Annotated in this window: 27 protein-coding genes; 17 read left to right on the forward strand and 10 right to left on the reverse strand. The window is 68.2% G+C overall.

The genetic code is table 11. The features are described from left to right. Nucleotides 1–185: 185 nt before the first annotated feature. Nucleotides 186–982, reverse strand: a protein-coding gene (locus tag ACIQ7M_RS29770; RefSeq protein ID WP_403650665.1) for an IS5 family transposase whose coding sequence is annotated in 2 segments (ribosomal slippage) — nucleotides 186–644 and nucleotides 647–982 — 795 coding nt in all. Because the reading frame shifts where the segments join, the coding sequence is not laid out codon by codon here. A 294-nt stretch (nucleotides 983–1,276) separates the two neighbouring features. On the opposite strand from ACIQ7M_RS29770, the gene ACIQ7M_RS29775 reads away from it, so the two are divergent. From ACIQ7M_RS29775 to ACIQ7M_RS29820, 10 genes are all read left to right on the forward strand, one after another. Next, on the forward strand, nucleotides 1,277–2,482 hold the full coding sequence (locus ACIQ7M_RS29775; protein ID WP_403650218.1) for a serpin family protein: 1,206 nt from the start codon (nucleotides 1,277–1,279) through the stop codon (nucleotides 2,480–2,482). Between the two features lie 431 nt (nucleotides 2,483–2,913). Then, the gene (locus tag ACIQ7M_RS29780; RefSeq protein ID WP_403650221.1) at nucleotides 2,914–3,810 is read left to right on the forward strand and encodes an aminoglycoside phosphotransferase family protein; all 897 of its coding nucleotides are present in this window, start codon (nucleotides 2,914–2,916) and stop codon (nucleotides 3,808–3,810) included. Between the two features lie 685 nt (nucleotides 3,811–4,495). After that, nucleotides 4,496–5,011, forward strand: a complete 516-nt coding sequence (locus tag ACIQ7M_RS29785; RefSeq protein ID WP_403650224.1) for a hypothetical protein — start codon at nucleotides 4,496–4,498, stop codon at nucleotides 5,009–5,011. Nucleotides 5,012–6,356: 1,345 nt separating this feature from the next. Next, nucleotides 6,357–6,512, forward strand: coding sequence for a hypothetical protein (locus ACIQ7M_RS29790; protein WP_403650227.1), 156 nt, complete (start codon nucleotides 6,357–6,359; stop codon nucleotides 6,510–6,512). Nucleotides 6,513–6,681: 169 nt separating this feature from the next. Beyond that, nucleotides 6,682–7,902 (forward strand): YcaO-like family protein, encoded by a 1,221-nt coding sequence (locus tag ACIQ7M_RS29795; RefSeq protein ID WP_403650230.1) that lies wholly within the window; start codon nucleotides 6,682–6,684, stop codon nucleotides 7,900–7,902. Nucleotides 7,903–7,946: 44 nt separating this feature from the next. Then, a complete protein-coding gene (locus ACIQ7M_RS29800) occupies nucleotides 7,947–8,564 on the forward strand; it encodes a TfuA-like protein (RefSeq protein WP_403650233.1) in 618 nt (205 codons plus the stop codon). After that, nucleotides 8,543–9,355 (forward strand): hypothetical protein, encoded by an 813-nt coding sequence (locus ACIQ7M_RS29805; RefSeq protein ID WP_403650236.1) that lies wholly within the window; start codon nucleotides 8,543–8,545, stop codon nucleotides 9,353–9,355. The genes ACIQ7M_RS29800 and ACIQ7M_RS29805 overlap by 22 nt, the downstream gene beginning before the upstream one ends. Continuing rightward, nucleotides 9,355–10,728: an MFS transporter gene (locus tag ACIQ7M_RS29810; RefSeq protein ID WP_403650239.1), complete on the forward strand. Its 1,374-nt coding sequence runs from the start codon at nucleotides 9,355–9,357 to the stop codon at nucleotides 10,726–10,728. Before ACIQ7M_RS29805 ends, ACIQ7M_RS29810 begins: the two co-directional genes overlap by 1 nt. Then, the gene (locus tag ACIQ7M_RS29815) at nucleotides 10,725–11,990 is read left to right on the forward strand and encodes a cupin-like domain-containing protein (RefSeq protein ID WP_403650242.1); all 1,266 of its coding nucleotides are present in this window, start codon (nucleotides 10,725–10,727) and stop codon (nucleotides 11,988–11,990) included. The genes ACIQ7M_RS29810 and ACIQ7M_RS29815 overlap by 4 nt, the downstream gene beginning before the upstream one ends. A gap of 119 nt (nucleotides 11,991–12,109) precedes the next feature. Then, complete coding sequence (locus ACIQ7M_RS29820; protein WP_403650667.1) at nucleotides 12,110–12,400, forward strand: hypothetical protein; 291 nt, start codon at nucleotides 12,110–12,112, stop codon at nucleotides 12,398–12,400. 131 nt (nucleotides 12,401–12,531) lie between these two features. Here the strand turns inward: ACIQ7M_RS29820 and ACIQ7M_RS29825 are convergent, their stop codons facing one another. From ACIQ7M_RS29825 to ACIQ7M_RS29840, 4 genes are all read right to left on the reverse strand, one after another. Further along, complete coding sequence (locus tag ACIQ7M_RS29825) at nucleotides 12,532–13,353, reverse strand: hypothetical protein (RefSeq protein WP_403650245.1); 822 nt, start codon at nucleotides 13,351–13,353, stop codon at nucleotides 12,532–12,534. Between the two features lie 211 nt (nucleotides 13,354–13,564). Next, nucleotides 13,565–13,942 (reverse strand): hypothetical protein, encoded by a 378-nt coding sequence (locus ACIQ7M_RS29830; RefSeq protein ID WP_403650248.1) that lies wholly within the window; start codon nucleotides 13,940–13,942, stop codon nucleotides 13,565–13,567. 53 nt (nucleotides 13,943–13,995) lie between these two features. Beyond that, nucleotides 13,996–14,367: a VOC family protein gene (locus ACIQ7M_RS29835; protein WP_403650251.1), complete on the reverse strand. Its 372-nt coding sequence runs from the start codon at nucleotides 14,365–14,367 to the stop codon at nucleotides 13,996–13,998. A gap of 236 nt (nucleotides 14,368–14,603) precedes the next feature. Beyond that, nucleotides 14,604–15,536: an SDR family oxidoreductase gene (locus ACIQ7M_RS29840; RefSeq protein ID WP_403650254.1), complete on the reverse strand. Its 933-nt coding sequence runs from the start codon at nucleotides 15,534–15,536 to the stop codon at nucleotides 14,604–14,606. A gap of 163 nt (nucleotides 15,537–15,699) precedes the next feature. On the opposite strand from ACIQ7M_RS29840, the gene ACIQ7M_RS29845 reads away from it, so the two are divergent. Both ACIQ7M_RS29845 and ACIQ7M_RS29850 read left to right on the forward strand, forming a co-directional pair. After that, the gene (locus ACIQ7M_RS29845; RefSeq protein ID WP_403650258.1) at nucleotides 15,700–16,266 is read left to right on the forward strand and encodes a TetR family transcriptional regulator; all 567 of its coding nucleotides are present in this window, start codon (nucleotides 15,700–15,702) and stop codon (nucleotides 16,264–16,266) included. Between the two features lie 194 nt (nucleotides 16,267–16,460). Continuing rightward, entirely contained in the window at nucleotides 16,461–17,159 is a 699-nt protein-coding gene (locus ACIQ7M_RS29850) for an alpha/beta fold hydrolase (RefSeq protein WP_403650260.1), read from the forward strand. An 82-nt stretch (nucleotides 17,160–17,241) separates the two neighbouring features. Here the strand turns inward: ACIQ7M_RS29850 and ACIQ7M_RS29855 are convergent, their stop codons facing one another. Beyond that, a complete protein-coding gene (locus tag ACIQ7M_RS29855) occupies nucleotides 17,242–18,795 on the reverse strand; it encodes an alpha/beta hydrolase (protein WP_403650262.1) in 1,554 nt (517 codons plus the stop codon). A gap of 284 nt (nucleotides 18,796–19,079) precedes the next feature. On the opposite strand from ACIQ7M_RS29855, the gene ACIQ7M_RS29860 reads away from it, so the two are divergent. Then, nucleotides 19,080–19,820 carry a class I SAM-dependent DNA methyltransferase gene (locus tag ACIQ7M_RS29860; protein WP_403650264.1) on the forward strand — a complete coding sequence of 247 codons (741 nt, stop codon included), beginning with the start codon at nucleotides 19,080–19,082 and terminating at the stop codon, nucleotides 19,818–19,820. 31 nt (nucleotides 19,821–19,851) lie between these two features. On the opposite strand, the gene ACIQ7M_RS29865 is transcribed toward ACIQ7M_RS29860, so the two are convergent. Beyond that, the gene (locus tag ACIQ7M_RS29865) at nucleotides 19,852–20,769 is read right to left on the reverse strand and encodes an NADP-dependent oxidoreductase (RefSeq protein ID WP_386982472.1); all 918 of its coding nucleotides are present in this window, start codon (nucleotides 20,767–20,769) and stop codon (nucleotides 19,852–19,854) included. 161 nt (nucleotides 20,770–20,930) lie between these two features. Here ACIQ7M_RS29865 and ACIQ7M_RS29870 point away from each other — a divergent pair, with 161 nt between their 5' ends. Then, nucleotides 20,931–21,374 (forward strand): YrdB family protein, encoded by a 444-nt coding sequence (locus ACIQ7M_RS29870; protein ID WP_403650266.1) that lies wholly within the window; start codon nucleotides 20,931–20,933, stop codon nucleotides 21,372–21,374. A gap of 78 nt (nucleotides 21,375–21,452) precedes the next feature. Here the strand turns inward: ACIQ7M_RS29870 and ACIQ7M_RS29875 are convergent, their stop codons facing one another. Then, on the reverse strand, nucleotides 21,453–21,986 hold the full coding sequence (locus tag ACIQ7M_RS29875) for a GNAT family N-acetyltransferase (RefSeq protein WP_386982468.1): 534 nt from the start codon (nucleotides 21,984–21,986) through the stop codon (nucleotides 21,453–21,455). Between the two features lie 91 nt (nucleotides 21,987–22,077). On the opposite strand from ACIQ7M_RS29875, the gene ACIQ7M_RS29880 reads away from it, so the two are divergent. Further along, nucleotides 22,078–22,338: a hypothetical protein gene (locus tag ACIQ7M_RS29880; RefSeq protein ID WP_386982466.1), complete on the forward strand. Its 261-nt coding sequence runs from the start codon at nucleotides 22,078–22,080 to the stop codon at nucleotides 22,336–22,338. A gap of 35 nt (nucleotides 22,339–22,373) precedes the next feature. Here ACIQ7M_RS29880 and ACIQ7M_RS29885 read toward each other — a convergent pair whose 3' ends face one another. Together ACIQ7M_RS29885 and ACIQ7M_RS29890 are read right to left on the reverse strand one after the other, a co-directional pair. Then, complete coding sequence (locus ACIQ7M_RS29885; RefSeq protein ID WP_403650269.1) at nucleotides 22,374–22,604, reverse strand: hypothetical protein; 231 nt, start codon at nucleotides 22,602–22,604, stop codon at nucleotides 22,374–22,376. After that, entirely contained in the window at nucleotides 22,601–23,230 is a 630-nt protein-coding gene (locus ACIQ7M_RS29890; RefSeq protein ID WP_386982461.1) for an AAA family ATPase, read from the reverse strand. The genes ACIQ7M_RS29885 and ACIQ7M_RS29890 overlap by 4 nt, the downstream gene beginning before the upstream one ends. Nucleotides 23,231–23,521: 291 nt before the next feature. On the opposite strand from ACIQ7M_RS29890, the gene ACIQ7M_RS29895 reads away from it, so the two are divergent. Together ACIQ7M_RS29895 and ACIQ7M_RS29900 are read left to right on the forward strand one after the other, a co-directional pair. Beyond that, nucleotides 23,522–25,165, forward strand: coding sequence for a cation acetate symporter (locus ACIQ7M_RS29895; protein WP_403650271.1), 1,644 nt, complete (start codon nucleotides 23,522–23,524; stop codon nucleotides 25,163–25,165). Between the two features lie 108 nt (nucleotides 25,166–25,273). Beyond that, nucleotides 25,274–26,098, forward strand: a complete 825-nt coding sequence (locus ACIQ7M_RS29900) for a polysaccharide lyase family 7 protein (protein WP_403650669.1) — start codon at nucleotides 25,274–25,276, stop codon at nucleotides 26,096–26,098. Nucleotides 26,099–26,227: the final 129 nt, after the last annotated feature.

Below are 26,227 nucleotides of genomic sequence, written 5' to 3' on the forward strand. Positions count from 1 at the left end.
GGTAGTCGGTCGGCAGTCGGATGCCGAGTTCTGCGTGGAGCCGGTCCCAGGCGGAGGGGTCCGCGTAGCGGTTCTGGGCCGGGCCGAGCATCGCCGTGGCGGCGGCCAGGTAGTCGGTCATGGCGGTCCTCGCTGGTGTGTGTCGTCTTTGCGGCAGGATCATCTCAGCTCGGAGGTCTCGCCGGTCAGGCTGTCAGCCTGCGGTAGCAGATCAGGGTGGCGGCGATGCCGGCGAAGGCCTGGAAGTGTTCGGCCTTGCGCTCGTAGCGGCGGTGCAGACGGCGGCACCCGGACAGCCATGCCACCGTGCGCTCCACGGTCCAACGGTGACGGCCGAGGCGCTGGGAGGATTCGATGCCTCTACGGGCGATGCGTGGTGTGATGTTGCGGGAGCGGAGCCACGTACGCAGTCGGTCGAAGTCGTAGCCCTTGTCACCGCGCAGCTTGGCCGGGCGGCGGCGGCGCGGCCCGCGACGGGACCGGATGGGCGGGATGCCCCGCACCAAGGGCTCCAGACCCTGGCTGTCGTGGGTGTTCGCAGCCGAGATCCCGATGGAGAGGGGCAGACCAGTCCGCTCCGTGATCAAGTGGATCTTTGATCCTTTCTTGCCGCGATCTACGGGATTCGGACCCGTCAGGTCCCCCCTTTGAGGGCCCGCATGCTCTTGGAGTCGATGGCGCACCGCGACCAGTCCAGTCCGCCGCGTGCGCCGAGCTCGTCCAGGACCAGGCGGTGCAGCTTGCCCCACACTCGGGCCCGGCTCCATTCGGTGAAGCGGCGGTGTGCGGTCGGCCCGGAGGGGCCGAAGCCCGGAGGCAGTTGCCGCCACGTGCAACCGGTCGTGGCCACGAACACGATGGCAGCCAGCACCTGTCGGTCCCCATGCCGGCGTCGTCCCCCACCCTGCGGGCGCACCGGCGCTGCCGGAACCACCCGCTGGAACAACTCCCACAACCCGTCCGGCACCAGCCGCTCCACCATGGCCATCACGGCGGTCAGCCTAGCGATCAAGCCAATTGAGATGATCTCTTATGGTGGCGTCGAGCGGATCGGGCAGTGATCAGGCAAACACGACTCACCCGCTATCACGCACCAACTCGTAAGTCCCCACCCTTGTGACCCGGTGCAGATGGTGAGCCGGGATTGGTTGGTCGGATGGGTGGCCTGGGCAGGGAGGTCGCGGCAAGGGCGCGGGCAACGTGCTTCTGGGCCGGGTGGCGACGCTGAACCGATGTACGGCTGGCGCATAGCAAGTGTGCTGACGATGGGGGTGGAATGGGAATCGCGACGACGACGGTCCGTGCGGTGAACGGGTTGACCGCACGGTGGGCGGAGTCCTTGGAGGGGGGCATGGTGTTCTCGGCGGCGGGGGTGTGGCCGCTGCTGGCCCACCTGGCCGACGGGGCCGCGGGTGCGGCGCGGGCCGAGTTGGCGGAGGCGCTCGGGCTGCCCGCCGGGAAAGCGGCGGACGCCGCACGCGAGCTGTTCGCTGCGATGGGCGCCATGCGGGGACTGGACACGGCTCTGGCGCTGTGGACCACGCGCACGCTGGAGCTGAGCAAGGAGTGGGAGGCGGGCCTGCCGGCCGACGCCCACGGCGTACTCACCGGGGTCCCCGAGGCCGACCAACAGGCTCTGGATGCCTGGGCGGTGAAGCGGACCGGCGGACTGATCGGCGGTATGCCTCTCACGCCGACCGAGGACACGCAGATGGTGCTGGCGAGCGCGCTGGCCCTGCGTACCCGGTGGCTGAGTCCCTTCCGCGAAGTGGAGCTGGAGACGGCGTACGAGCCCTGGGCGACCAGGCCGCGGCTGGGCCTGCAGCGCTCCGGTGCTGTGCCGGACCGGGTCGGGGTTGCGCACACGCGCGACGGACACGTCACCGAGCTGAAGGTGCTGGGGAACAACGCTGTCGATGTGCACCTGCTGCTCGGTGAGGAGGACATGAAGCCGGGACAAGTACTGGGAGCCGGGGTTGACATGCTCGCTGGTCGGTACGCGGTCGTGCCGGGACCGCGGCTGCCCTGTGGGAACGTGGGGCCTGGCCTGCGGGTGGAGAAGGTGCGCTGCACACGGCCCGAGCCGCCGTCGCTGAAGGTGACGACCGCGGCGTACGACATGAACGCGAGCCACGATCTGCTGAAGCTGCACCACCTGTTCGGGCTGACGACGGCACGAGACACCTCGAGCGGACACTTCCCCGGCATCAGCGGCTTCCCGCTCGCCATCGGGTCGGCCCAGCAGAACACCATGGCGAAGTTCGGCGCGTTGGGTTTCGAGGCCGCCGCGGTGACGGCCTTCGAGGCAGTGGCTGCCGCGGGAATGCCCGACCTGCGCTACGTCACCACTAGGATCAGCGCCGCCTTCGACCGGCCCTTCGGCTTCCTCGCTTTGCATCGCCACACACGGCTCGTGCTGACGGCGGGCTGGGTCACGGATCCGTTGCCGTTCCCCGAGCATGACTGGGACGACGAATGGTGAGCGAGACGACGACACACACTTCGCTTGGTCAGTAGACCGACAACAGGTGAACTTCCTCGCCGAAGGAACCCCGCCCGGGGGTCCAGGCCGGGACGGGTGCGGCCCGGCCCTGCCAGAGCGCGGACAAGGGCCGGGCCACGGCTGAGAACTCCTGGACCGGGCAGCGGCATCCAGAGTCCTCAACGTTCGCGCATCAGGTCCACTCCCACGTACGCGACCTCTGGTCCAACGATTTGCGGCCCGCCCGGACACGGCACTCGCGCGGCGAAGATCGCCCTGGGGGAGCGGGCGCGGGGAGAACACCAAGACCCTGGGTCAGTGATCATTTGGCGCCCAGCCCACGCCTACGAGCGAACAGTCGACGTGCCGGATTAGCTGGATCTCCCAAAGCCCAAGGTGGCCTCCGTCTACCTCAAGTACGGTGGCTCGACATGATCGAATCCGAGATTGAGATCAGTGAGGATCTGGTCCGCGACCTGCTTCGGGAACAGCATCCGGACCTGGCCGAGCTGCCCATCCGCGAAGTGGCGGGCGGGTGGGGCAATCAAATGTGGCGCCTCGGTGACGAGTTGGCTGTCCGGATGCAGCGGATGGACACGAGCCCCGATCTGCAGCTCAAGGAACGCCGGTGGCTGCCGGCTCTGGCCGCACGCCTGCCGCTGCCGATTCCTGTCCCCCTACGGGACGGTGCGCCGTCCGAGCGCTTCCCCAAGATCTGGACCGTCATGGCATGGGTCGAGGGCACGTCGCTGGACCACGGTTCGATCACTCGCGGCGACCACGCGGCCGAGACGCTGGCAGGCTTCCTCAGGGCGTTGCACGTAGAGGCGCCCGCCGACGCACCGACCGCTTCGGACTTCGGCGCTCACCCCAAGGACTGCACGGACGGCTTCGAGCACTTCTTCCAGGCCGTGGCCCCTGCCGACCGCGCCGACGAGATCCGTGAAGTCTGGGGCGAGGCGGTAGCGGCCCCGGGCTGGGAGGGTCCACCGGTGTGGGTACACGGCGACCTGCATCCCGCGAACGTCGTCGTCGCGGACGGGACATTGGCGGGTGTCGTCGACTTCGGCGCACTCTTTGCCGGCGACCCGGCGTGGGACCTCACAGCGGCCTGGCTGCTACTCCCCGCGGGCGGCGCCTCACGGTTTTTCAATAGCTACGCTCAGGCGGACGAGGCAGCAGTGCGACGGGCGCGCGGACTGGCCGCGATGAAGAGCCTGTTCCTGATGTTGATGGGCCAGAACGGGGACCGCGGCCTGCCCGGCGGCAAGCCGAACTGGGGGCCCGCAGGCCGGTCCGCACTTGATCGTGTTCTTAAGGGTCTTTGATGTCCACAGCATGGATCGACCGGGCTCCCGGGCGGTCATTCACCTGCTGACAGGAGCCGATGCAGTTTCGGCCATGGAAACCGTCCAGGCCGAGCCGCCCTCGATCCCGGTCCGAGGAGTGGCTCAGTCGGGCGGACCTGCTCGCGCTGGAGACCATGCTCCTTGGCGGTGAGGAGTAAGCGAGGGAGCCGACGATGAAGAGCGCTGGCGGAGGCAGTATTCCGGAAGCCCACTACGTCTGTGGATCACGTGTATGACGGACGGCCACAGACCGTGGACCCTAAGCGCCGAGGTGGACAGGGTCATGCTCAGACCTGTCCAGATCGGCGGCCCGGGACGGTAAGGGCCAACTCAGTGGCCGCACCGACCGAGATGGGTCGGGGACCCGTCGATCGCCATGATCAACGGCTTGGACCTGTAAACGCTGGGTCGTTTCGCAACGTGCCACAACCGTGCCACATCATGCGGTCAACCACGGTCAACGACGGGTCGCCCCAGTCGAGATGCGCCGTTCATCTGGGCTGCCGCTACGGCGGTGGTGACCTGGGCGGACGTGCCAACGACCATGTCCGCCCATACAAGGCAGCGGTCGTGGGGCTCTCCACACCCAAGGCTCCTTCGTCCGTCCCGGCACGAGGCGAGAAAGTAGTGCAACCGGTGAGCCTCGTGAGGTGTCGTATGGAGCATGATCGACATACGTGTGCGGCACGTCTTCTGTGCTTCTTCGCTCGTGGTGGTCCTGGCGTCTTTGTCGCTCGCCTGTTCCGGCGGCCAGGGCGCGGCTCCGGGTGACGGGAAGTCACCCGTCACCGATGTCCGCAAGACGGCATCGGCCGCCGCGGCCGAGGGGACGCCTGCCCCGAGCACAGTGCAACCGGCACCGGGAGCCGGTGTCGAGAAGGTCCGCGACGTGTTCGCCCAGCTTCAGGCCACCTACAACGACGGGTGCACGACCCCGGGGAACTGCGAGTACTTCCTCGGGCGGGTTTTCGACAACCTCAACGCTCTCGACAGGGCGATGGAAGCCGATTCCCAAGGCCCTGGACATTTCAAGGAGCCGCGTGCGTGGATCGCGCAACTCCAGACCAGGCTGGGCGGCGACAAGTCCTTCGCGAACCTCAAGAAGCACCAGGACCTGCTCACCGGAACGCGGGACAAGATCAATGCCTGGATGCAGAACCACCCGGAGGACTACCGATGAGCCGAGGCAACGACCTCGCCGTCTACCAGTAGGCTGAAGCCGTACAGCACGGAAGTACAGCAACCTCAGTAACCGAGGCTGTACCTCACAAGCCGGCCACGGCTGACTGAGCGGCCCGAGAATCATCGATGGCCCTTCCGCCGAGAGTTCGGGACGAAGTGGTCGTGCCAGATCGTGCGGGGAACCACGGGGAGCAACGGGGAACCGATCGGCAGTCGTCCACGCGTCTGCGCCCCTCTGCCATAGGTCAGGCCGAGGGTAAGTCCTATATGCCCTTAGCTTCCCAAGCTGAGAGTGCGAGTTCGATTCTCGTCACCCGCTCCATGACAGAGGCCCAGGTCATCGGCCCGGGCCTGCTCGAGACCGATCGCCCGGCGCCTGAAGAATTCTTCGGCGTCCGCCAAGTCCTCCCGCACCCGCTTGAGTTCGGCTTCGAGCTCCTCCACTCAAAGTGTGTGTCGTAGGGGCTGACGCCTCGTGATCTCTGCGGCATCCCGGCTGCATGGTATGCGCAAGGTGGTGGTCTGACCGACGAACGGCGGTCCTTCCGCGATCAATTGCGGTTGTAGGCGGCCGAGTGGTTCGTCCAGGGCGACGAGACCGCGCTCATCGCTCACGACCTGCGGGTCGTCCAGGTCGGTACACCGTTGGCGCAGGCTTGGTCGCAGGACGGATCGAGAACTCTTGCCTCGAAGGACCCGGCATCGCTGCCGCCGCTCGGCAACGAACTGTTCGACATGTTGGAGCGTGAGTCGGCCAAGTGCCCAGTGGCAGATGGGCGGTCCGATCGTGCTGGCCCGGGACAGCCTCGGCATCCACCTCGCCGCAGGCGTGCGTCGCTACATCGCCGACCGCGACTGACCCACCGTCTTCCAACTGCCGTCCTACACAACCGACCTCAACCCGGTCGAGGGCATCTGGTCGATACCGCGACGCACCACCACGGCCAACTGCAGGTTCACAGATCCCGGCAAAATGGCATATCTATTCAGTGTTGTTGGCTTTTAAGGAGAGTGTCCATTTTTCTACCCCTATCTGTCTGCCGAGCGCACACGCCCGTGGGCTGCGGGTGCAGAGTCTGGAGTCTTTTTGAGGTGCGCTATTGAGCCATTTGTGTCACCGTTTGAATCTTGAAAGATTTCCCGAATCGGGAAGGCTGGTAGTGAAATAGCGATCGGGGGCGCTGTTGATCTTGCGGTCGATTGATTCTTTTGCGCCAAGACCTCTGTGTTGCAGCAGTATTTCAGCGGTGATTTGCCTCACAGCCGATGCTTTCCGCCTGACTTACAGTCAGCGCTGCGGCCGGTGATCTTGTCGGTCGGTCGACCCATCAGAAGGAGGCAACATGCCGGACAGCCTGGTCAACAGCCTGGTCCTGGACGACGCGGCGGTGGAGAAGTTCTCGAACCTGCTGCAGAACGAGGGCGTCATGCAGGCCGGCTTCGTGATCCACGAGTCGAACAACCTCGTGCCGCAGGAGCCGGCGCCCAGCCGCGACTGATCAGCGCATAAGCCGTTGCGGCGGCCTTTGGCCGCCGCAACGGCCTGGTCGGACTTACCGAATGCACGCACGGAGCTTGACCTGTGGCGCCTCCGCTTCGGCGGTATTCCGTGCGGGCGGTTCGCGTGTACTTCTGACACAGACCGAGATTGATCGAGGAAGCCTCTGCATGCACCGGATGACTTCAAGTCTTCGCACGACGTCGCTGGCCGACACGCTGGCCACGGCCCGAGGAATGGCCAGTGAACTGGGGATCACGAGGGTCACCGATACCACTTGGCTGGACCGCATCGGCATACCGGTGTTCTCCAGTATCCGGCCTGGCGCTATGCCTGCCTCGCTGTGCGTGAACGCGGGTAAAGGCGTCCATCCGGATGAGGCTCGGGTGGGGGCCTACATGGAGGCCATCGAGTTCGCCCTGGCCGAGTACCGGCACACCCATCTCGAGGTGGTGATGTCCACGCCGGCCGAAGTTGCCTTACAGGCGGGCATCTCGTTTCGGTTCGTGGATCTGTGCCCGCAGCTGGAACGCAAGGTGGAGGCGGACGGTCCGCTTGCCTGTGTGGAGGCGCAGGACGTGGTCACGGGACGGGCCGTTCTCATACCGGCTGAACTGGTGTTCTCTCCGTACCCGGAAAACCCCGGCCAGGTCATATTCGGCACCAGTACTAATGGACTTGCCTCCGGCAACTCTGTTCTGGAAGCCACCGTGCACGGCCTGGCCGAGGTGATGGAGCGCGACGTACAGGCGCTCAACCACTTTCGCGATACCTCCCAGCTCATCGACTTCGATGTCGCCACCCGCGATCTGGACCAACTGCGCGCCCGGGTCGCGGCGGCAGGCCTGCACGCCGAAGTACGCTACACCGCGAGTGAGTTCGGGCTCCCGTACGTGCAGGGCTTCATCATGGAGCCCACGGACGACGACCCGATTGCGATCTCGGTCGGATCCGGCCTGCACCCGATCAAGGAGATCGCTGCAGTCAGAGCGCTCGCCGAAGCCGCCCAGTCTCGCCTGTCCTACATCCACGGTGGCCGCGACGACCTGATCGAACGGTTCAACTACTTCGCCGGCAAGGGCGCGGACAAGGAGCGGGTCGCGGAGCGCGAACTGCGCCGTCGTGTCACAGACGCGAGCCGAAGCATCGCCTATTCCCAGATCCCCAGCGCCGAGGGGATCGCCTCGGTGGAAGAAGCCATGGCCGACATGCTCGCTTCACTGGCTGAATGCGGGGTGCACCAGGTGCTGCGTGTGGTGCTGTCCCGCCCAGAGTCGCCTCTGGCCGTTGTGAAGATCATCGCCCCGAAGTTGGAGTCGTTCCAGCCCAACCTCAAGCGGGTCGGCCCGCGACTGGTGCACATGATGGACGAGCCTGAGGAGCAGGCGTGAACACCTCACCAGTGACGTTGTTCGTAGGACCGACCATCTGGGGCATGGACGCCACCTCGTGGGCAGACACAGGGGTGACCCTACGCCCGCCGGCCCGGCGCGGCGACATCGACGCCCTTCTGTCTGAAGAGCCAGGCATTGTGGCAATCGCAGACGGAACCTTCCACAGCTATCCGGCCGTGGGCCATGCCGAGATTCGTACCGCCCTCGAAAAGGGCTGGCAGATCTGGGGCCTGTGCTCGATGGGTGCCATCCGTGCCGCCGAGATGCACACCCTGGGCATGCGGGGGTTCGGCGAAGTATTTGAAGCTTACGCGGGAGACCCGAACCTCGACGACGACGAGGTCGCTCTCATGCACAGCAGCGAGCCACCCTTCCGGCCCATGTCAGAACCCATGCTCCACATACGCCGTTTCCTCGCTGACCTCGCCAGCCGCCACCTGCTCACCGGGGAACAGACGGCCGCGATCGTGAACGAACTCAAGCAACGCTGGTACGCCGATCGCACAATGGGCGCTCTCAAGAATGCCCTCACCCATCGAGTCGGCCTGCCGACGACGGTGGTGCAAGGCGAGATGGCGAACTTCGATGCCTTCCGGACCAAGCAGCACGATCTTCTTCGATTTCTCAAGGAGCAGCCGTGGCAGCCGACAGTCTCATGACCTCGCCCACTCGTGCGATGGAACTGTGGCAGGCGCTCGGCGGAACCCCCTTCCTTGCGGACACCTTTCAGCCGCGTACCCTGCTGAGCCTGGCAGCCGCTGCGCGCAGACGAGTTGATCCCTCGGCCTACCCGACGCTGGCCGAATACCTCGACCCGGCCAAAGCCGCTGACGTCTTTCGTAAGAATGCTCGCTGCCGGACCGAAGGCATCGAGTCGGTCCCGCTCGAAGACCCGGAACTGCTCCGGCAAATCACCGAAGCCACCGAGCGGATCACCGCACGTGTGCCCCAGTGGACGCCTCTGTTCCAGATTCCCATTCGCTACCGACACATGCCCGGAAGTCACATCAGCTGCACCACGGCTCTGATTCCGCAGACCATCTTCCTGGGCACCCCAGCTTTCGCCTACGACCGTCTGCTGGAAGAAACGCTCATCCATGAGCACGCCCATGTGTGGCTGACCTTCGTCTCCGAACTGTGCGACCTGCAAGTTGACGGTTCGCCAACACAGTTCACCCTGCCGTCCGGCACATCGGGGAAGTCGCTGAGGGGCGTACTGCTGGCCGGGCATTTCGCGGCTGTGGCCGCCCGCTACTTCCTTCGTTCTGACACTGACGCCGACTCCCACCAGCGTGGAACGGAACTCGTCGGCTACCTCGGTGGCTGTGTCACCACTGCCGCCGACCGCCTCGAGCTCACCCCGGTGGGACGGCTGGTCCAGGCCGATCTGGCCGCGGCCTGGGAGCTACACACCCGCTCCGCCCTCGCGAAAGAGACTGCGGCTTCCTGATGCAAGACTCCACCATTACATCGCCCAACACTTCCGCGGACGAGAACCGACTGGGGCGGGCTTTTTACGCAGTTCAAAGCGCAGTCCTCCTTAACGGCGTCGGCACTCGCTGCGGACAGCTCGCAGTCGCCTGGTGGTCGTTGGGACAGACCGGGAGCGCCGCCACCTTTGCCGCGTTCGTCGCCGTCGGCTCCGGCGCAGAGATCCTTGCCCGAGGATTACTGGGATGGCTCGGAGACACCTACCGGCCCGACCGGCTCATAGCCGCCTGTTACCTGATCAGCACGCTGCTGATCGCCGGGCTGACCGGCCTTTACCTCGGTGACCTCTACCATTCGGCCGCCTTGGCTGTGGGCCTCGCCGTGATCGGCATCTGCAACGGTGTGCGCGAACCGTTGCAGACCACCCTGGTGCGCTCCCTGGTACCCGTCTCTCTCGTCGAAACAGCGATGCGGCGTCGAGGCAGCATCATGGCACTGTCTTCTGTGCTCGGGCCGATCGTGGCCAGCGTGCTCCTTGGCCTCGTCGGCACGGGAGCCACCCTTACCGTCAACACCGCAGCAGTGGCCGGCAGTTTCCTCCTCATGACGACCACATCGGCGTCCGCGGAGGCGTCCGACGGCGAGCCCCGCCCGGAGAAGAAGAGTCAGCCTCCCCTTTCGACGTGGTACCGGAGCACCATTGACGGATGGCGGGCGATCTATCGGATTCGGTCCGAGTTCCAGCTCGCCATGCTGGCTCTCGCCGTCAACCTTGCTCTCTTCCCGGTCTTTGCCGTGCTTTTGCCCGCACTCACCCGCCGCTCCTTCCCCGACGACACGTGGCTGATCGGGGTGGCCGAGGCAGCGTTCGGTGTCGGACTGCTGCTGGGGAGCACAGGCCCTGTCGCTCGCCGCACTCGCGGGACGAATACGCGCTTCACCACTGTGATGGCCGGCTTCACCATCACGGGGCTCTCGATCCTGGCCGGCGGAATCGCCGCCGCGTCAATCAATGATCAGCCCCTCCTGCTGGCCGCCGCACTCGCCGGCAGTTTTCTCGTCGGCGGTGTCGGCCTCATCATGATCACTGTCACCAATTCCACCGTGCGGGTCCTCGCCACCCCTGCCAGCATGCGTAACCGCGTCACCGCCAGCGTCGCTTTTCTGTCCGGGCTGGCCATCCCGATCGGCAACCTGCTCGGTGGATTCCTCGCTGAACACCTCGGCGAAGGCACCGCGATGGCCATACTCGGCCTGGCCATCCTCGCCGCGACCGCCATCGGCGCTTTCAGCCGTGATCTGCGCACCGTGCTGACTCTGCCTGACGACGACATCCCCGACGCCTACACCAGGCTCTACCCCCGCGCCTTCCCTCAGGAGAAAGTCCTATGACCACCGTCCCCGCGGACACCACAGCCATCCGCTTCCCGGAGGTTCCCGCCGACTTTTGGGAGCAGGCGATCCAGGCCACTGACGGCTGCACCCGTCCCGCCGTCCTCAAGGTTCCTGACCCCTCCGGCCGCCTCTTTCCCATAGAAGACGTCCTCGAACTCGGCGCCAACATCATCAACGCCGGCGACGTGTCCCTGAACGTCGACGGCACGTTACTCAAAGACCCCGTCCTGCCTGGTACCCCGCCCAGGACAGTCGCAGAATTCGAGCAGTACCTCGCCGACCTCGCGGCCCAGAACGACGCCGAGGCCGTCACCTACACGCGCGACTACTGCCTGCGTCACTCGGACCGCGTCGCAATGATGACCCGAGCCTTCATCAGCGGCTTCGTGGACCGCCGAGGTATCCCGGCACCAGGCATCAACGTTGTCTACATTGCTGGGCACTACCAGGAGACCTGGATCGGCCTGCACAACGACTGGTGCAACACGTTCCTCGTCCCGGTTCACGGACGAAAGAAGATCATGCTGTGGGAGCCAGACTACTTTGCCGACGCCGGCCTCGAGGAGAAGGCAGCCTTTAACGGCATCTGCTTCGGCCATCTCGACGTCAGCCCGTACGCAGCCGATGCCCTGGTCCTGGAAGCCGAACCCGGCGAAATACTCTTCATCCCTGAGAACTGGTGGCACTACAACCAGCTTCCCGTCGCAGAAACCAGCCTTGCCCTGTCCATCGGCATATTCAGCAACGGCACCCCTGCCGCAGCAGCACAGCCGGCCATCAAGGCCGCGCTCCAAATGCCGCAGTTCAACCAACGCGCCGAGTCCCATCCCCGCTTGCCCGGAGGCGTCCTCACTTCACTGGCCGACGTGGCACTGCCCACCGATACCGAAGCGCTCCTTCAGGCCATCCGCGACAGCCTCACGGTCCATCAACTGGCCCGCTCCACCTCCAACGGCGTCATCGGCGGGGGAGGAGCACTCCGCCCAGCACCCGAACTGACAGCGGACAGCGTCCTGCGCGGCCGCCCAGACAGCCCAGTCATCCTTTTGCAGACCGGCGACGGTACGGGGCTTCTGTTCGCCCTCGGTGCGATGAGCCGCCAACCCGATGCTGCTCATGTCGCGCGTCTGGTCGAACACCTCGCCACCGGCCAGCCCTTCCGGGTAGATCAGACGATCACTAACCCGGAGCACGCACTCGTCGTCACTGCTCTCGCTCGGTCTCTGTGCGAACGCGGTGTCGCTGAGGTTGTCGCCTAGACCAACGCTTCGTGGCCACGCGAGCAAGGCCCGGCGCATTTGTCTCATGGCACATGGACGAATGCTGAACTCTCTTCCAGCGCCAACCAGCCCCGGACGAACCGACCCGCATTCCCCGCATCGACGCCGTCGATGTCCATGGCACTGTCGCGACGGCCACCCTGACGCTCGCGCACGGGGCAGACACGTTCACCGATATCTTCCTGTTGGTCCAGGCCGATAGGGCAGTTGGCGCATCGGCAACAAGGCGTATCCCCGCCACGACTGAAAGCACCGATGCGTGTCCTCGGGGAACGATCACCAACCCCACGGGGAATGATCTTCAGAGCCTCTCGTCGCCGCACGTCACAACACTCGTGAACACCCCAGCGTCGCCACAGGGCTCCGTCGTACGGGGGCGGACTTCCTGAGACACAGAGCTCACGTCCCTCGCGAGCATCACCGACAGCGACGGGAGCTGTCGTCGGGGCACCGGTACGCGGAAGGCCCCGCCAGAGCGGGGCCTTCGCTGTGCAGCGGGCATGTGACCGCGGTGCGGTCCTTACGTCACATCGACGTAGTCGCCTGAGGAATTGCTGGCACCGGTGGTGGTGTTGCCGCCGTAGCTCCAGCGCCAGGTGCCGTCCTGGGAGGCTGTCACGGTGGTCTTCAAGTAGCCGGTGCTGCTGGCGGTCACCGTCTTGACCGTGGAGTAGGTGCTGGAACCGGCGGGCTTGAACTGCAGCTTCACCAGCCGGCCGCCGTAATTGTCGTAGCGGTGCTGACTCCAGTTGGCGTGCTGCACGGTGCCGGTGACGGTGATCGCTTTGCCCTTGGCCACGGGCTCCGGGGACGCGTTCGTGCTCTGGATGCGCGAGGCACGCTGGAGGCGGACCGTCGCGGACAAGAGATCGGTGTCGTAACCACCGTTCTTCTTGATGCCCGTGCCGAGGGTCTTCCACACGGAGGCGTCGCTGTTGACGAGGTGGCCGCCATTGCCGCCCGGCATGCCGTCCGGGTCGATGGTCATCGTCTCGTCGCAGTCGCGGAAGGTGAAGCCCCCCGCGGAGGATGTTCTGCAGGTCCACTGGGTCGTGGAGATGGCGAGCAGGTACTTGGTGGAACTGTTGCTGCGGTAGGCCTCGACCCACCAACTGTCGAGCGACACGTTGCTCTTCACCGTGTACGTCAACGGGACCTCGACCTCGGCACTGGTACCGACGACGATGGGCTTGCCGCCGTTGATGACGACGTTCGAGAACGAGATGTCGCCTTCGGCGGCATGCGCAGCCGGCGCCGTGAGCCCCATGCCCACCAGCGCCATGCCCCCTGACACCGCCACGGCGGCCACGCGGTGAACGGCCGCCGATCTGTTCCGCTGCACAGCAGCAGACCTTGCAGTGATCAATCCCCACCCCTGAATCGAGTACTTGAGAGGCGGGTCGACTGCCCGCCGCCGGAACTCTAGATCATCCAGGGGGCCCGGAGTCGCTCCGCATCTGGCCAGGCATGCTGGTTGGCGCTGCGAAGACTCCTTGTAAGGCGTTGTGGGCAGTCGGCGGCCAGCACGTGCCCCTGGGAGCAGACTCCAACACTCAGCGCCCTGTGCCGGGCCGCCTGCCCCGTACGGTACTGATCACTGACTCCGCTGCGGCGGGCTGCTGGGCGAGACGGCCGGCTTCGCGGACCTGTTCCTCCGTGCCGGACGCGGCTTTCAGCAGCGCGATAGCGTCGTGGATTCCATCGCCGTCGCCGCGGCCGAGCATCGTGAAGTACCAGCGCATCGCCTGCACTCCATCCGCCCGGGTTCCGAAACCATCGCGGTACCAGCAGCCGGCGGCGTACACATAGAAGTCTCGCCATGATGTGCGGGCCATGGTCGTCTCAGGCGGCACGGATAGGACTCCCGGCTGGCCGTGACGGCCGGTGAAATGCCCACGCTGCGTTCGCTGGGCAGGATGGCTGATGGCCATTCACTCACCCGCTGGCGCAAGCGCACCAACGGAACCCGCCCGGCGACCGGGCCTCAGCCGGTGAGGGTCGCCTTCGGGCGCACCACGCAGAACTCGTTCCCCTCGGGATCGGTCAGTACGGTCCATGACTCCTCGCCGCTCTGTCCCACGTCCGCCCTGCGGGCCCCGAGCGCCAGGACGCGCTCGATCTCCGCCCCCCGGTCCTCGGCCGCGGAGGTCAGATCGAGGTGCACGCGGTTCTTGACGGCCTTCTGGTCCGTGACCGGCATGAAGCAGATGCCTACCGGCGCGGTCTCGTCCGGCCCGATCACGACCTCCCGCTCCCGCTCGGAGAGGATCCGCCAGTCCAGCACCTCGGCCCAGAAGCGTGCCAGTGAGGGGAGGTCGTGCGCGTCGATGACGATGTGATGCAACGAGAGGGGCATATCTGTCAATGTGCCCGGGTTTCGCCGGGATCGCAGCGTCGGGAGGACGCCGGGAGTGGCATCTGGCGTACAGACAGTCCTTCCGTATGACCTGGAGGCTTACGGGTGTCCAGGCCCCGGCCCCGGTTCCGGGTATCGGTTCCGGGACCGATCCTGGTCCGGGCCCGAGCTCTCCTCCCGTCCCGGGGGCGACCCGAGCTCCCTCCCGCCCTGGGGACCGGCGTGAGCCGCCCCTACTACCGCCCCCCGTCCCGGAAGTAGTGCCCCATCTCCAGGTCCTCGATCAGCCCCGGCCCCGTCGGGTTCCAGCCCAGCAGGCCCCGGGTCCGCTCGCTGGACGCCGGGCTGTCGAGGCCGAGGAAGCCCGACAGCCAGGTGAAGTGCTCGGGCGCCTCCTCGGCCGGGACGGAGCGGGTGGGTACGCCCAGGTGGCGGCCGATGGCCTCGGCGACCGAGCGGATCGGCACGCCGCCCTCGGCGCTCGCGTGGAGGACCGATCCCGCCGGCGCGCCCTCCAGGGCGAGGCGGAACAGGCGTGCGGCGTCGTCGCGGTGCGTGGCCGCCCAGCGCTGGGTGCCGTCGTCGATGTACCCGGAGACACCCTTGTCGCGGGCGATGCCGATCAGGGCGGCCATGAATCCGTTGTCGCCGTCGCCGTGCACGGTCGGGGGGAGCCGTACGACGGACGAGCGGACGTTCCGGTCGGCGAGGGCGAGGACCACCTGGGCGGTGCCCATCCGCGTCCGCGGGCCGGCCGGCAGCGCGGACAGTTCGTCCTGCGTCCTGCCGTCGTCCTCCGTGCTCGGCCGGCCCGTGGCCAGGCCGATCAGCCCCGACGCGATGAGCAGCGGTCGCCCGGAACCCGCGAGTGAGTCGCCGAGCACCTCGACGGTACGGCGGTCCGCGTCGGCGGCGTCCTGGAAGCCGCCGGAGAACGCGAGTTCGTGCTTGAACGCGAGGTGGATCACGCCGTCCGACGCCTCGGCCGCCGCGCGCAGGACGTCGACGTCGTCGAGAGTGCCGGACACCGTGTCCGCCCCGGCCTTCGTGAGGGCCGCGGCCGAGGCGTTCGAGCGGGCGAGCCCGACCACCTCGTGCCCCGCTCCTATGAGTTCGGGGACAAGTGCGGAGCCGATCCATCCGGATGCCCCGGTGACGAAAACACGCATGAGAAAGCCTCCAGCCTGAGTGGCCGTCCGGGCGCCGGGAGGGCACATGGCGACCACCGAGCGATGTCAGTGACTGTCATCAAACGTAGCACTCGATGTCAGTGACTGTCATCGAATCCCGCTGTCGCGATGTCAGTAACTGTCATCGAGTACGATGCGGGGCATGGGTCGATGGCAGCCGGACGCGCGCGGCCGCCTCGCACGGGCGGCACTGGAGCTCTACGTCGAGCGCGGCTTCGACCGCACCTCGGTGGCGGAGATCGCCGAACGGGCGGGGCTGACGGAGCGGACGTTCTTCCGGCACTACGCGGACAAGCGCGAGGTGCTGTTCGCGGGTTCGAGCGAGCTGCGGGACGTGCTCGCGAGTGCCGTCGCGCAGGCCCCCGAGTCCGCCACCCCGCTGGATGCCGTGGCGGCGGCCCTCGAAGGCGCCGCGGCCGTGCTGGAGGCACGCCAGGAGCACGCCCGGCAGCGGCAGTCCGTCATCGACGCCAACTCCGAGCTCCAGGAACGCGAGTTGACCAAGCTGGCCTCACTGTCCGCGACGCTCACGGACGCGTTGCGGCAGCGGGGTGTCGACGAGGCCTCCGCGGGGCTCGCCGCGGAAGTGGGGATCGCCGTCTTCAAGTTCGCCTTCCGGCGCTGGGTCGACCGCACCGAGGACAAGGAACTGACCCAGTTCATACGGGAGTCACTGGCCGGCCTGAGAGCGGTGACCGCGGACACGTGAGGGACCTCTCCCGGGACTGCCTACGGCGCTCTCCCGGGACTGCTTGAAGTCGGCCTCGGGGGACGGGAGTTCGGTCCTAGGGGCGGCAGTCGGCAGTTCGGTTCCGGGGACGCCAGGGCACGTATCGAAAGCGCCTCCGGAGCGGCGTCACCATTCCTGGAGCGGTCGTCCGGCCGCTCCGCTACGGTGCGACCATGGCGAACTTCGTGCTGATCGCAGGTGCGCGACTCGGATCGTGGGCGTGGGACGACGTGGTGCCGCATCTGCGTGCGGCCGGTCATGGCGTCCACCCGCTGACGCTGTCCGGTCTCGCCGAGAAGCGAGGCGTGCCGGCCGGGCAGCAGACCCACGTCCAGGACATCGTGGATGAGGTCGAGCGCCAGGACCTGCGGGAAGTCGTCCTGGTTGGTCACAGCTACTCGGGTGTCCCGAGCGGTCAGGCCGCCGGGCGGATCGGCGACCGGCTGGCGCACGTGGTCTTCCTTGACTCCAGTGTTCCGGCCGACGGCGAACCGTTCGTCTCCGCCTGGCCGGACGGCGGGGCGATGATGAGGGCGTCGATCGCCGAGAACGGCGGATTCTGGCCGGTCGCGCCCGCGACCCACTTCGAGGGCCACGGTCTCACCGATGACCAGATTGCACGGATCGTCGGCGGTTCGACACCTCACCCGGGTGCCACGCTGACCGAACCCGCCGTGCTGGAGGGGCCGCTCGGCGACCTTCCGGCGACCTACATCAAGTGCACGCTCGGTGACCCCGAGCCGGGCGACGACGTAGCCAAGCTGCTGACCAGCGGGAGCTGGCGGCTGATCGAGATGGACACCGGCCACTGGCCGATGTTCTCCCAGCCGCGCGAACTGGCGCAGATCCTCCTCGACATAGCCGACGTGTGACCGGGCGGCGTGATGGTGCACGCCCGGGCCCCAGGCGAGCGAACCGGTGCGCCGACGGCCGCCCGGCGGATCCGTACGAGCCTCAGGACATGTCGCCCCGGCACACCGTCCCCGGGGTCGGCGTGCGGCCCGTGCGGAGGTAGTGGTCGACTGTCTTCGTGACGCAGCGGTTCTGCGGGTAGGTGCCGTGACCCTCCTCCTCGGCCGTCAGGAGCACGCCGACGCCGTTGCCCAGGGCGCGGGCCATGTGGCGGGCGCCGGAGTAGGGAGTGATCGGGTCGCCGGTGCCGCCGACCACCAGGACGGGGGCCGCGCCGTCGGCGTTCACCTGGGGCGTGGTGCGCTCGCCGTCGAACGGCCAGTCGTAACAGAGGTAGACGCCGGTGGACCAGGCAGCGCCGAACACGGGTGAGGCGGCTTCGACGCGGGCCCCGTCCTGGTCGAGGCGTTCGAAGCCGGGGCGCAGGCTGGAGTCCGCGCAGGTGATCGCGGTCCGGGCGGCGCGGCTGTTGTCGGGCGGGGTCGCCGCGCGGTCGGCGGAGCCGATGTCGTCCGCGCCCTTGCTCAGCGGACGGCCGTCGTTGCGGTCCATCAGCGCGGTGAGGGCCTTGGCGAGCGGCGCCCAGCCGTCCGTGCCGAGGCGGAGATGGTCACTGACGGCGTACGCGAGGTCGTCGGCGTCGACGTTCCTTCCGCCGCCGGCCGGGGCGGGCTTCTTCTTCAGGCGGTCGGCCAGGCGCGCCATGCGCCGCGCGGCCTCCTCGGGCCCGTCGCCGGTCGGGCAGTGCCGGACATGGGTCGCACAGTGCGCGGCGAACCGGTCGAACGCCGCCTGGACCGCCTTGACCTGCGACACCTGCTTCTCGTCGCGGTCCTCGGTCGGATCGACGGACGCTTCGAGGACGAGCCGTCCGACGTGCGACGGGTACAGGTGGGCGTAGACCGCGCCGAGCGCCGTTCCGTACGAGACGCCGAAGTAGTGCAGCCGCTCGTCGCCGAGGAGGTAGCGCATCAGGTCGAGGTCGCGCGCGGTGTGCGAGGTGCCGATGTACGGCAGGAGCTGCCCGGAGTGCTCGGCGCAGGCGTCGGCCCCGTCGTAGCCGGTGTCGTCCGCGGTCTTCCCGCAGCGCACGGGGATGGTCGCACCGACGCCGCGCGGGTCGAAGGAAACCAGGTCGTAGCGGTCGAGGAGCGGCTCGAACTCGTCGAGGAATTCGGGCAGTCCGCTCACGCCGGACACGCCGGGGCCGCCGAAGTTGAGCACGAGCGAGCCGATGCGCCGGTCGTTCGGACCGGTGGCCTTGCGGCGGATTAGGGCGACGTCGATCGTCCTGCCGTCCGGTTTCCTGTAGTCGAGCGGGGTCTTCATGGTGGCGCAGTCGTAGCCCGTGCGCGCGGTGGGCGGTGAGGTGCAGCCGGACCAGTGGAGGTGCTGGCCGGTGGTGAGCGCGGTGGGCAGACCGGCGGGCGGGTTGCTCGCGGTGAACTCCCTGCGCGGCTCCGCGCTCCGGCCGCGCGCGTCATGCTGGAGCCAGGCGCTGACGGCCCCGATCGCGACGAGGACGACCACGGCGATGATGCGCGCGCCGACCGAGAGGCCCGGTTCGCGGCTTCGTATCGGATGTGCGTCACTCATCGAACTCCCCGTGCTCCCGCCCCTGGACGCCCGCCCCGTACCCACATGCCCGTACCCATGATCGTCAGATCGTCGGAGGCGTGCAGGATACAAGCCGCCTCCGACAGAACGGCCGGACGTCCGGCGGGGGATGCCCGGGGCGGCGGGCCGGGCGGCAGCTCGCTCCTCCTCCACCGTGACCGTCACCCCACGCCGAGAGTGCGCCCGGAACGTCACGAGCCCGCGACCATGAACGCCGAACAATTGGCGCGCGCCGCGAACGGCTCCCGCAGTACGGTCTGGCGATGGACGAAGCGGATGGATACTTCGGCGAACGGACCGCGGCCACGTACGACGACTCGTCGGGGGCCGAGTTCGTGCCCGACGTCATCGACGCGACGGCCGACTTCCTGGCGGGACTGGCCGGCGGCGGCCGCGCCCTTGAGCTGGGCATCGGGACGGGACGGGTCGCGTTGCCGCTGGCAGGACGTGGCGTCCCGGTCCACGGCATCGACCTGTCACGGGCGATGGTCGCCCGGCTGAGCGCCAAGCCGGGCGGTGACGCGATCGACGTCACGATCGGTGACTTCGCGACGACGAAGGTGGAGGGGACGTTCTCCGTCGCCTACCTGGTCTTCAACAAGATCATGAACCTCACGACGCAGGAGGAGCAGGTGGCGTGCTTCCGCAACGCGGCGGCCCACCTGGAGCCAGGGGGCTGCTTCGTCATCGAGGTCATCATCCCCGAACTGCGCAGACTCCCGGCGGGTCAGAACGTCGTGCCCTTCCAAGTGAGCCCCACGCGCTGGGCGTTCGACATCTACGACGTCGCCACCCAGGCGACGAGCTCGAACTACGTCGAGGTCGTCGACGGCCGCGGCGAGTACCGGTCGATCCCCTTCAGGTATGTGTGGCCATCGGAACTCGACCTGATGGCCCAGCTCGCCGGCCTGCGCCTGCGTGAGCGATGGGACGGCTGGACGCGGGAACCCTTCACGAGCGAGAGCCGTCGGCATGTCTCGGTCTGGGAGAAGCCCGCCGAATGACCGCGAACAGGCCGGTCCGAGGGGCGCGCTCTCAGGGCCGGAGCACGATCTTGCCGTGGGTCTGCCGTAGTTCGAGCTCGCGGAACGCGTCCCGGACCCTCTCCAGTGGGTACGTACGGGCGATCGGCACCTCCAGCTCTCCTCGCGCCGCGAGCCGGGCCAGTTCGCCGACCACCACCGCGGAGGCCGCCGCGCCCTCGCCGTAGGTGTGCGCGCCGACCCGGGCCGCCGCCTCCCAGTCGCGGATCGTGTTGATCCGCTCGGGCCGCACGCCCAACTCCACGGCCAGATCGACGTAGCCGTCGCCGAACGTGTCGATGAACGCGTCGACCGTCCCGCCGGAAACCTGCCGGATCCGTTCGGCGGCGCCCTCTCCGTAGTGGACGGGAACGACCCCCCGCTCCTTCAGCCAGGCGTGGTTCCGCTCGCTCGCCAGCCCGATCACCGTGGCACCGCGCCGCCGCGCGAGCTGCACGGCGAGTGACCCGACTCCGCCCGCCGCACCGGACACCACGACGGTGTCGGCCGGGCCGGGGTCGACCGCGAACACGGAGGCGTACGCGGTCGTGCCGGCCACGTACAACGAGCCGGCCACCTCCCAGGAGAGCCCCTTCGGACGCGAGACCAGCTTGACGTCCTCCACCACGACGAACTCCGCGTGACTCGCCCTGTCGTGCGTGAAGCCCAGGACCTCGTCACCCACCGCGAAGCCGCGCACCTGCGGACCGGCCTCCACCACGACACCGGCCAGATCGCTGCCCTGCCCGGAGGGAAAGGCCGCCGGCCAGCGTCCGTGCCGCGCCCCCTCCCGGATCATCGCCTCGCCGGGCTGGATCCCGGCCGCGCGGACCTCGACGAGCACTTCCCCGGGGCCGGGCGTCGGACGCTCCACCTCCTCCACCCGCAGCACATCGATCCCGCCGTACGCGTGGAACCGGACCGCCTTCATCCTGTGATCACCGTTCTTCCTCGGTCGGGCGAAACGGGGGCCGCCGTAACCCCGGAGGGGCCACGCGGCGACCATGCCTTCGGCATCAACTGCCGTGCGGGGCAGTAGTGTTCCCGTGCGCAAGCCATGCCGGCCGCCCACGCGCACACCGAGAGGACTTCATGACCACGGATCCCGGCACAGCCCTGTTCGCCGAGCGGCCGTGGTTCGCGGCCAACGAGATCCTGGCGTTCGTGGTGGAGCTCGTTGCCCTCGCGTGTCTGAGCTGGTGGGGATTCACCGTCGGTGACAGCCGGTCGCTCCACATCCTGCTCGGCCTGGGAGTGCCCCTGACGGCCGTCGTGCTCTGGTCGCTGTTCGCGGCGCCGAAGGCACGGCTGAGGCCCGGACTGCCCGGGGTGCTCCTCGTCAAAGCGGTGGTACTGGGGGGTGGCGCGGCCGCGGTGTACGGCGTGGGGCATCCCCTGGGAGCCGTGATCATGGCGGTCGTCGTGGTCGCGAACACGGCCGTCGCCGAAACCCTCCGCCGCACCGTTCCCGGCCGCACCGTTCCCGTCCCGACCGTGGAGCCGGACGGCACGACCGGCTCACCGGAGTCCGGCTGAGACCCGCCGGAGCGGGCTCACATGCCGAGAGCCGGGGACCACGCGTCGAGAGCGGACATCACGCGTCGATCGGGGGAATCACGCCTGGAATTCGGTGAGATCGATCGCGTGGACGGTCAGCGGGAAGCCGTACTCCGGATGGACCGTCTCCTTCGAGGGCTCCATGCCGAGCTTGCGGACGACGTTCAGCGAGGCCTCGTTGCCGGCGTGGTTGATGCTGATCACCCGGTCGAGGCCGCGGTCCTGGAGGGCGAACTCCAGCGTGGCGTGGGCGGCTTCGGACGCGTAGCCCTGGCCCCAGAACGGTGAGCCGAACCGATAGCTGATCGCCACGGCGGGCAGTACCTCCGGCAGGAACTCGGGCACCGACAGCCCCGCGAAGCCCGCCAGCTCACCCGAGGCCAGCAGCTCGACGGCGAAGATGCCGAAGCCCTCCTCGTCCCATTCGTCCTCCCACCGCTCCATCTCCTCGGCGGTGGCGTCCAGGTCGCGGACCGAACCGTCGTCGATCCAGCGCATGACATCGGGGTCCGCGTTGATGTCCGCCATCGGGGCGAGGTCGTCGTCGTACCAGCGGCGGAGGAGGAGGCGGGGGGTGCGGATCTCGGTCATGACGTCCATCCTGCCTTACAGGTGAGCCCACTCCCGCCGCAGGCCGAGCGGGTCATTGTTTTGCACGGGTCGACCGGGGCAACCGGCCGTCATGGAGACGAATGACGGTACGGAAGAAGCGATCGAGACCCAGGGCGACGAGCATCACGTCGTGCTCAGCGCCGACACCAACGGTGACGGAAAGACCGACGTCTGGATGACCGACACCACAGGGGACGGCAAGGCCGATCTCTACCAGTTCGACACCACGGGTGACGGCCGGATCGACCTGACGATGGTCGAACGGGGCGACGAGCCGGGCGTGGACCGGGTCGTCGTCGAAGGCGACGGCGGCCACCCGATGGAGAACTGACTTCTCGTCACGACGCCATTGCCCGGCCGCCTGGCCTACGGCGTGCCCGTGCCCGTCAGCGGACGCAGGGCGGCGGCGCCGACACGCAGGAGCGCGGACACGGGCGGGCCGACCCAGCGCGCCAGCTCGTCCGGCAGCGCCGGGTCCAGCTCGATCGTCACCCGGACGTATCGCGTGTCCAGCCGTGCGACCTTGGCGTGCCGGGGCGCGGCGTCGTCCGGCTCCCGTTGCAGAGCGGCCCGATAGGTGTCCTTGCGCTGGTTCACATCGCGTCCTGACGCTTGATGAGCTCGTCCGCGAGATCCATGTACGCCGATCCCTTGACCGTGACAGGGCTGCCGAACGACTGGGAGTACAGGTCGAGTCGGGGAATGTGGGTGGACAGCACGTCGAAGCCGCGTTCCGTGAGCGCCTCGCGGGCATCGGCGTCCGGGCCGGTGCGGGTGGCGTCCGGACGGTTCGTACGGTTCAGCAGGACGGCGGAACGGGCCGGCCGGGGCCGCAGCGACTGGACGTCGCCCATCTCGCGGCCGATCGGCGCCATACGGTCCAGCTCGATGGGGGACGGGGTCACCGGCACGATCCACTCGCTCGCGTACCGCATGACGCTCCGGGCGATGTGGGCGTGATCCTCCATCTGCGGGGCGTCGAACACCACGGCCTCGCGGTTGCCGATGAAGTCGTTGACGCGCCGGTGCACGTCGCCCACCGGGAGGGAGACCACGGGGAAGGGGAAGCCTCCCGCCAGTTCGCTCCATCGCAGCGCCGAGGACGCGGGGTCGGAGTCCACCAGCAACGGTGAGCAGCCCGACTCGTGCAGCGCGTGAGCCAGCCACACCGCGCTCGTCGTCTTGCCCACTCCGGGTTTCAGGTTCACAAAGGCATAGCTCATCGACACAGGGAGTCACGCTAGTGACCGCGAGGGGCCGGGGGTCCGCCAAGCGGCCTGTACGGTCCCCGCGTTCACCCCGCCGTGCCCGTGAATCATCCCAATGGATCAACGCGGTGTGCCTCCGCACATCCCCGCCCCGCAACCGCTGTGCACGCGCCGCCCGAACGCACGGTCCCCTTGTACGCGCTCCGGCGCGGCTGATGCCATGCCGGGCATGTCACCCGCAACCTGCCCACATCCCGTTTCTCGCGCCCCTCTGTCATCTCCGGTCCCGGGCACACGGACACGCCTATGCGCGCCGACGCCGTTCGAGAACCGCCGGTGAGCGCCGTGGGCGACGGGGAGTCGCTCGCCGTCATGGTCTTCCTCGGCTTCGTCGCCGTGTCCCTCCTGCTCTGCGGCCTGGCGGCGGCCGATCTGGACGACCCCGAGCACTTCTACGCGGGCGGCGGCGCGGCTTTCGGACCGGTCGGCGGCGGGCTGGCCATCGCCGGCGACTACATCTCCGCGGCCACCCTGCTCAGCACCACCGGCGCGGTCGCCCTCGACGGGGCGGACGGCATCCTGTTCGCCTGCGCCACCGTCCTCTCGCTCTTTCTGATGATGCGATTCCTGGGTGAACCCCTGCGCAGGAGAGGGGTGTTCACCCTCGGAGACTTCCTCGCCGACCGCCTCGGAGACCCCTCCGTACGCCGTGCGCTCGGCATCGCCTCCCTCGTCGTCCTCACCCCGCTGCTCCTGGTGCAGCTCTCCACCGCCGGACGCATCATGGCGGCCATGTTCGGGCTCCCGGACGGCGCGCTCACCGGGTGCACCGTCGCCGGAGGAGCCCTGATGGTCTGCTACGCCGCGTTCGGCGGGATGCGCGGTGTCGGGTACGTACAGATCCTGAAGGTCGGTGTCGTGCTCACCGCCCTGCTGCTTCTGGCCGGGATCGTCCTCGCCCGGTACGGATGGTCACCGTCGGCCCTCTTCGGTGCTGCCCAGGAGCGATCGGGAGCGGGCGCCGACTACGCGAGCCCCGGACTCCACTTCGGCCACTCCGTCGCCGGGCGCCTCGATCTGATCGGGTTCGAGGCCACCCTCCTGGTCGGCGCCGCCTGTCTGCCGCACATCACCATGAGGCTGCACCCGGTCGGGGACGCCCGCACGGCGAGGCGTGCCGTCGGCTGGGCGGTCGGCCCGGTCGCGGTGGTGTGCGCCGGGGTCGTGGTGGCGGGGCTGGGCGCCTGCGCCCTGCTGGGCCGGGGTCCGGTGCGGGCAGCCGACCCCGGGGGAGCGACGGCTCTGCTGATGGTGACGGGCGCGCTCGACCCGGTCGCCGGAGGTGCCCGGCACAGCATGCTGTTCGCGATCGTCGCCTGTGCCGTCTTCGCCACCACCCTGGCGGCCGTCGCGGGCATCACGCTGGCCGCCGCATCGAGTCTCGCCCGTGACTTCGGGGGGCGGCCCGGGCACAGGGGCCGGGGCCGTTCGGCCGCCGGGGAGATCCGCCGGGCGCGGCTGGGGATCGTCCTGGTCGGAGCGGTCGCCGTCGTCGTGTCGGCGGCCCTCGGGGACCGCGGCAGACTGACCTTGCTCTCTCTGTCGTTCACCGTCGCGGCCTCGGTGCTCGCCCCCGTCCTGCTGTACGCGCTCTTCCTGCCCGGCCACTCCGCGACCGGGGTGCGCCGGACCGTCTACGGGACCCTCCCGCTCGTGGTGCTGCTGCTCGCGGGATCTCCCGCCGTGTCGGGCACCCCGTTCGCCGTCTTCCCCGACCACGACATCCGCTGGTTCCCGCTCCAGACACCGGGGCTGATCACCATTCCGGCCGGCTTCCTCCTAGGGCTCACGGGCCGCGTGCCCACGCGCGGTGGCACCGCCCGTACGTCCTGGCCGCGCTCAACGGCCGTGCGCGCGCGACCTCTTGACGGAGCTGGTGCAGACCTTTAGCGTCACGGCACACGAAGTTCACGGTTGAACTCAATGTTCATGTACGTGAACCTCGGCTTCCCCCACCGTCTGCTCCACCCGACCAGACGAAAGGCCGTGACCGTCATGATGAATCATCGACCACGTACCCGAACTCTCTCCTTCCGCACTGGACTTGCCGCTCACCCACGGCTCCTGACGGCCGCCACCGTCGCGAGCCTCGTCGCCGCGGCCACCGTCCTGGGCACCTCCAGCGCCGGGGCCGCCGACCCGAACGTCGCGCCCGGCGGCAACTTCGACCTGTCGGTCTGGCAGCTCCAGGAGCCCGTGGGCTCACCGGGCTCGCCCACCACCATCTCCTCCGCCCGGTTGCAGGGGGCCAACGGCTACCAGGACGCGTACTTCTACACGGACACCCGTGACGGCGCGATGACGTTCTGGGCGCCCGAGAAGGGCGTCACGACGCCCAACTCCTCCTACGCCCGCTCCGAGCTGCGGGAGATGAACCGCGGTGGCGGCGCGGCGGACTGGTCACTGGGCGGAAGCCACCGGCTGAGCGCCACGTTGCGGGTGGTGTCGGTCACCTCCAACGTGTGCGTCGGCCAGATCCACCTCGGCTCCGGCGGATCGTCCACCAAGCCGCTCGTGGAGCTGTACTACCGAGCGAGCGGCGACATCGTCGTCGGCACCGAGAACTCGCCGTCCGGCGGGCAGACGACCCACACGGTGGGACATGTGGCGGTCGGCAAGACGTGGACCTACACGATCGCCGTGTCCGGCGGTAACACCATCGACCTGACCGTCAACGGCAGCACCACGCACTACGCGATCCCGTCGTCGTTCTTCCCCTACAAGCAGTACTTCAAGGCCGGCTCGTACAACCAGTCGTCCTCCGACAGCACCACGAAGGGGGCGAGGGTCGCCTTCTACGGCCTGAACGTCTCGCACGGCTGACAGGGAACTCGTCGGACACGACGGAGGGGTGGGGCGGGCGGGCTCGCGGGCCCCCCCCCCCCGCGTGGGGAGGGCCCGGGCGTTCGGCATCACGAGCGGCGTTAGATCGGGGTGGTCCAAGGAGGCGCT

The sequence above is a fragment of the Streptomyces sp. NPDC096324 genome, from assembly GCF_044763015.1.
Lineage (GTDB): Bacteria > Actinomycetota > Actinomycetes > Streptomycetales > Streptomycetaceae > Streptomyces.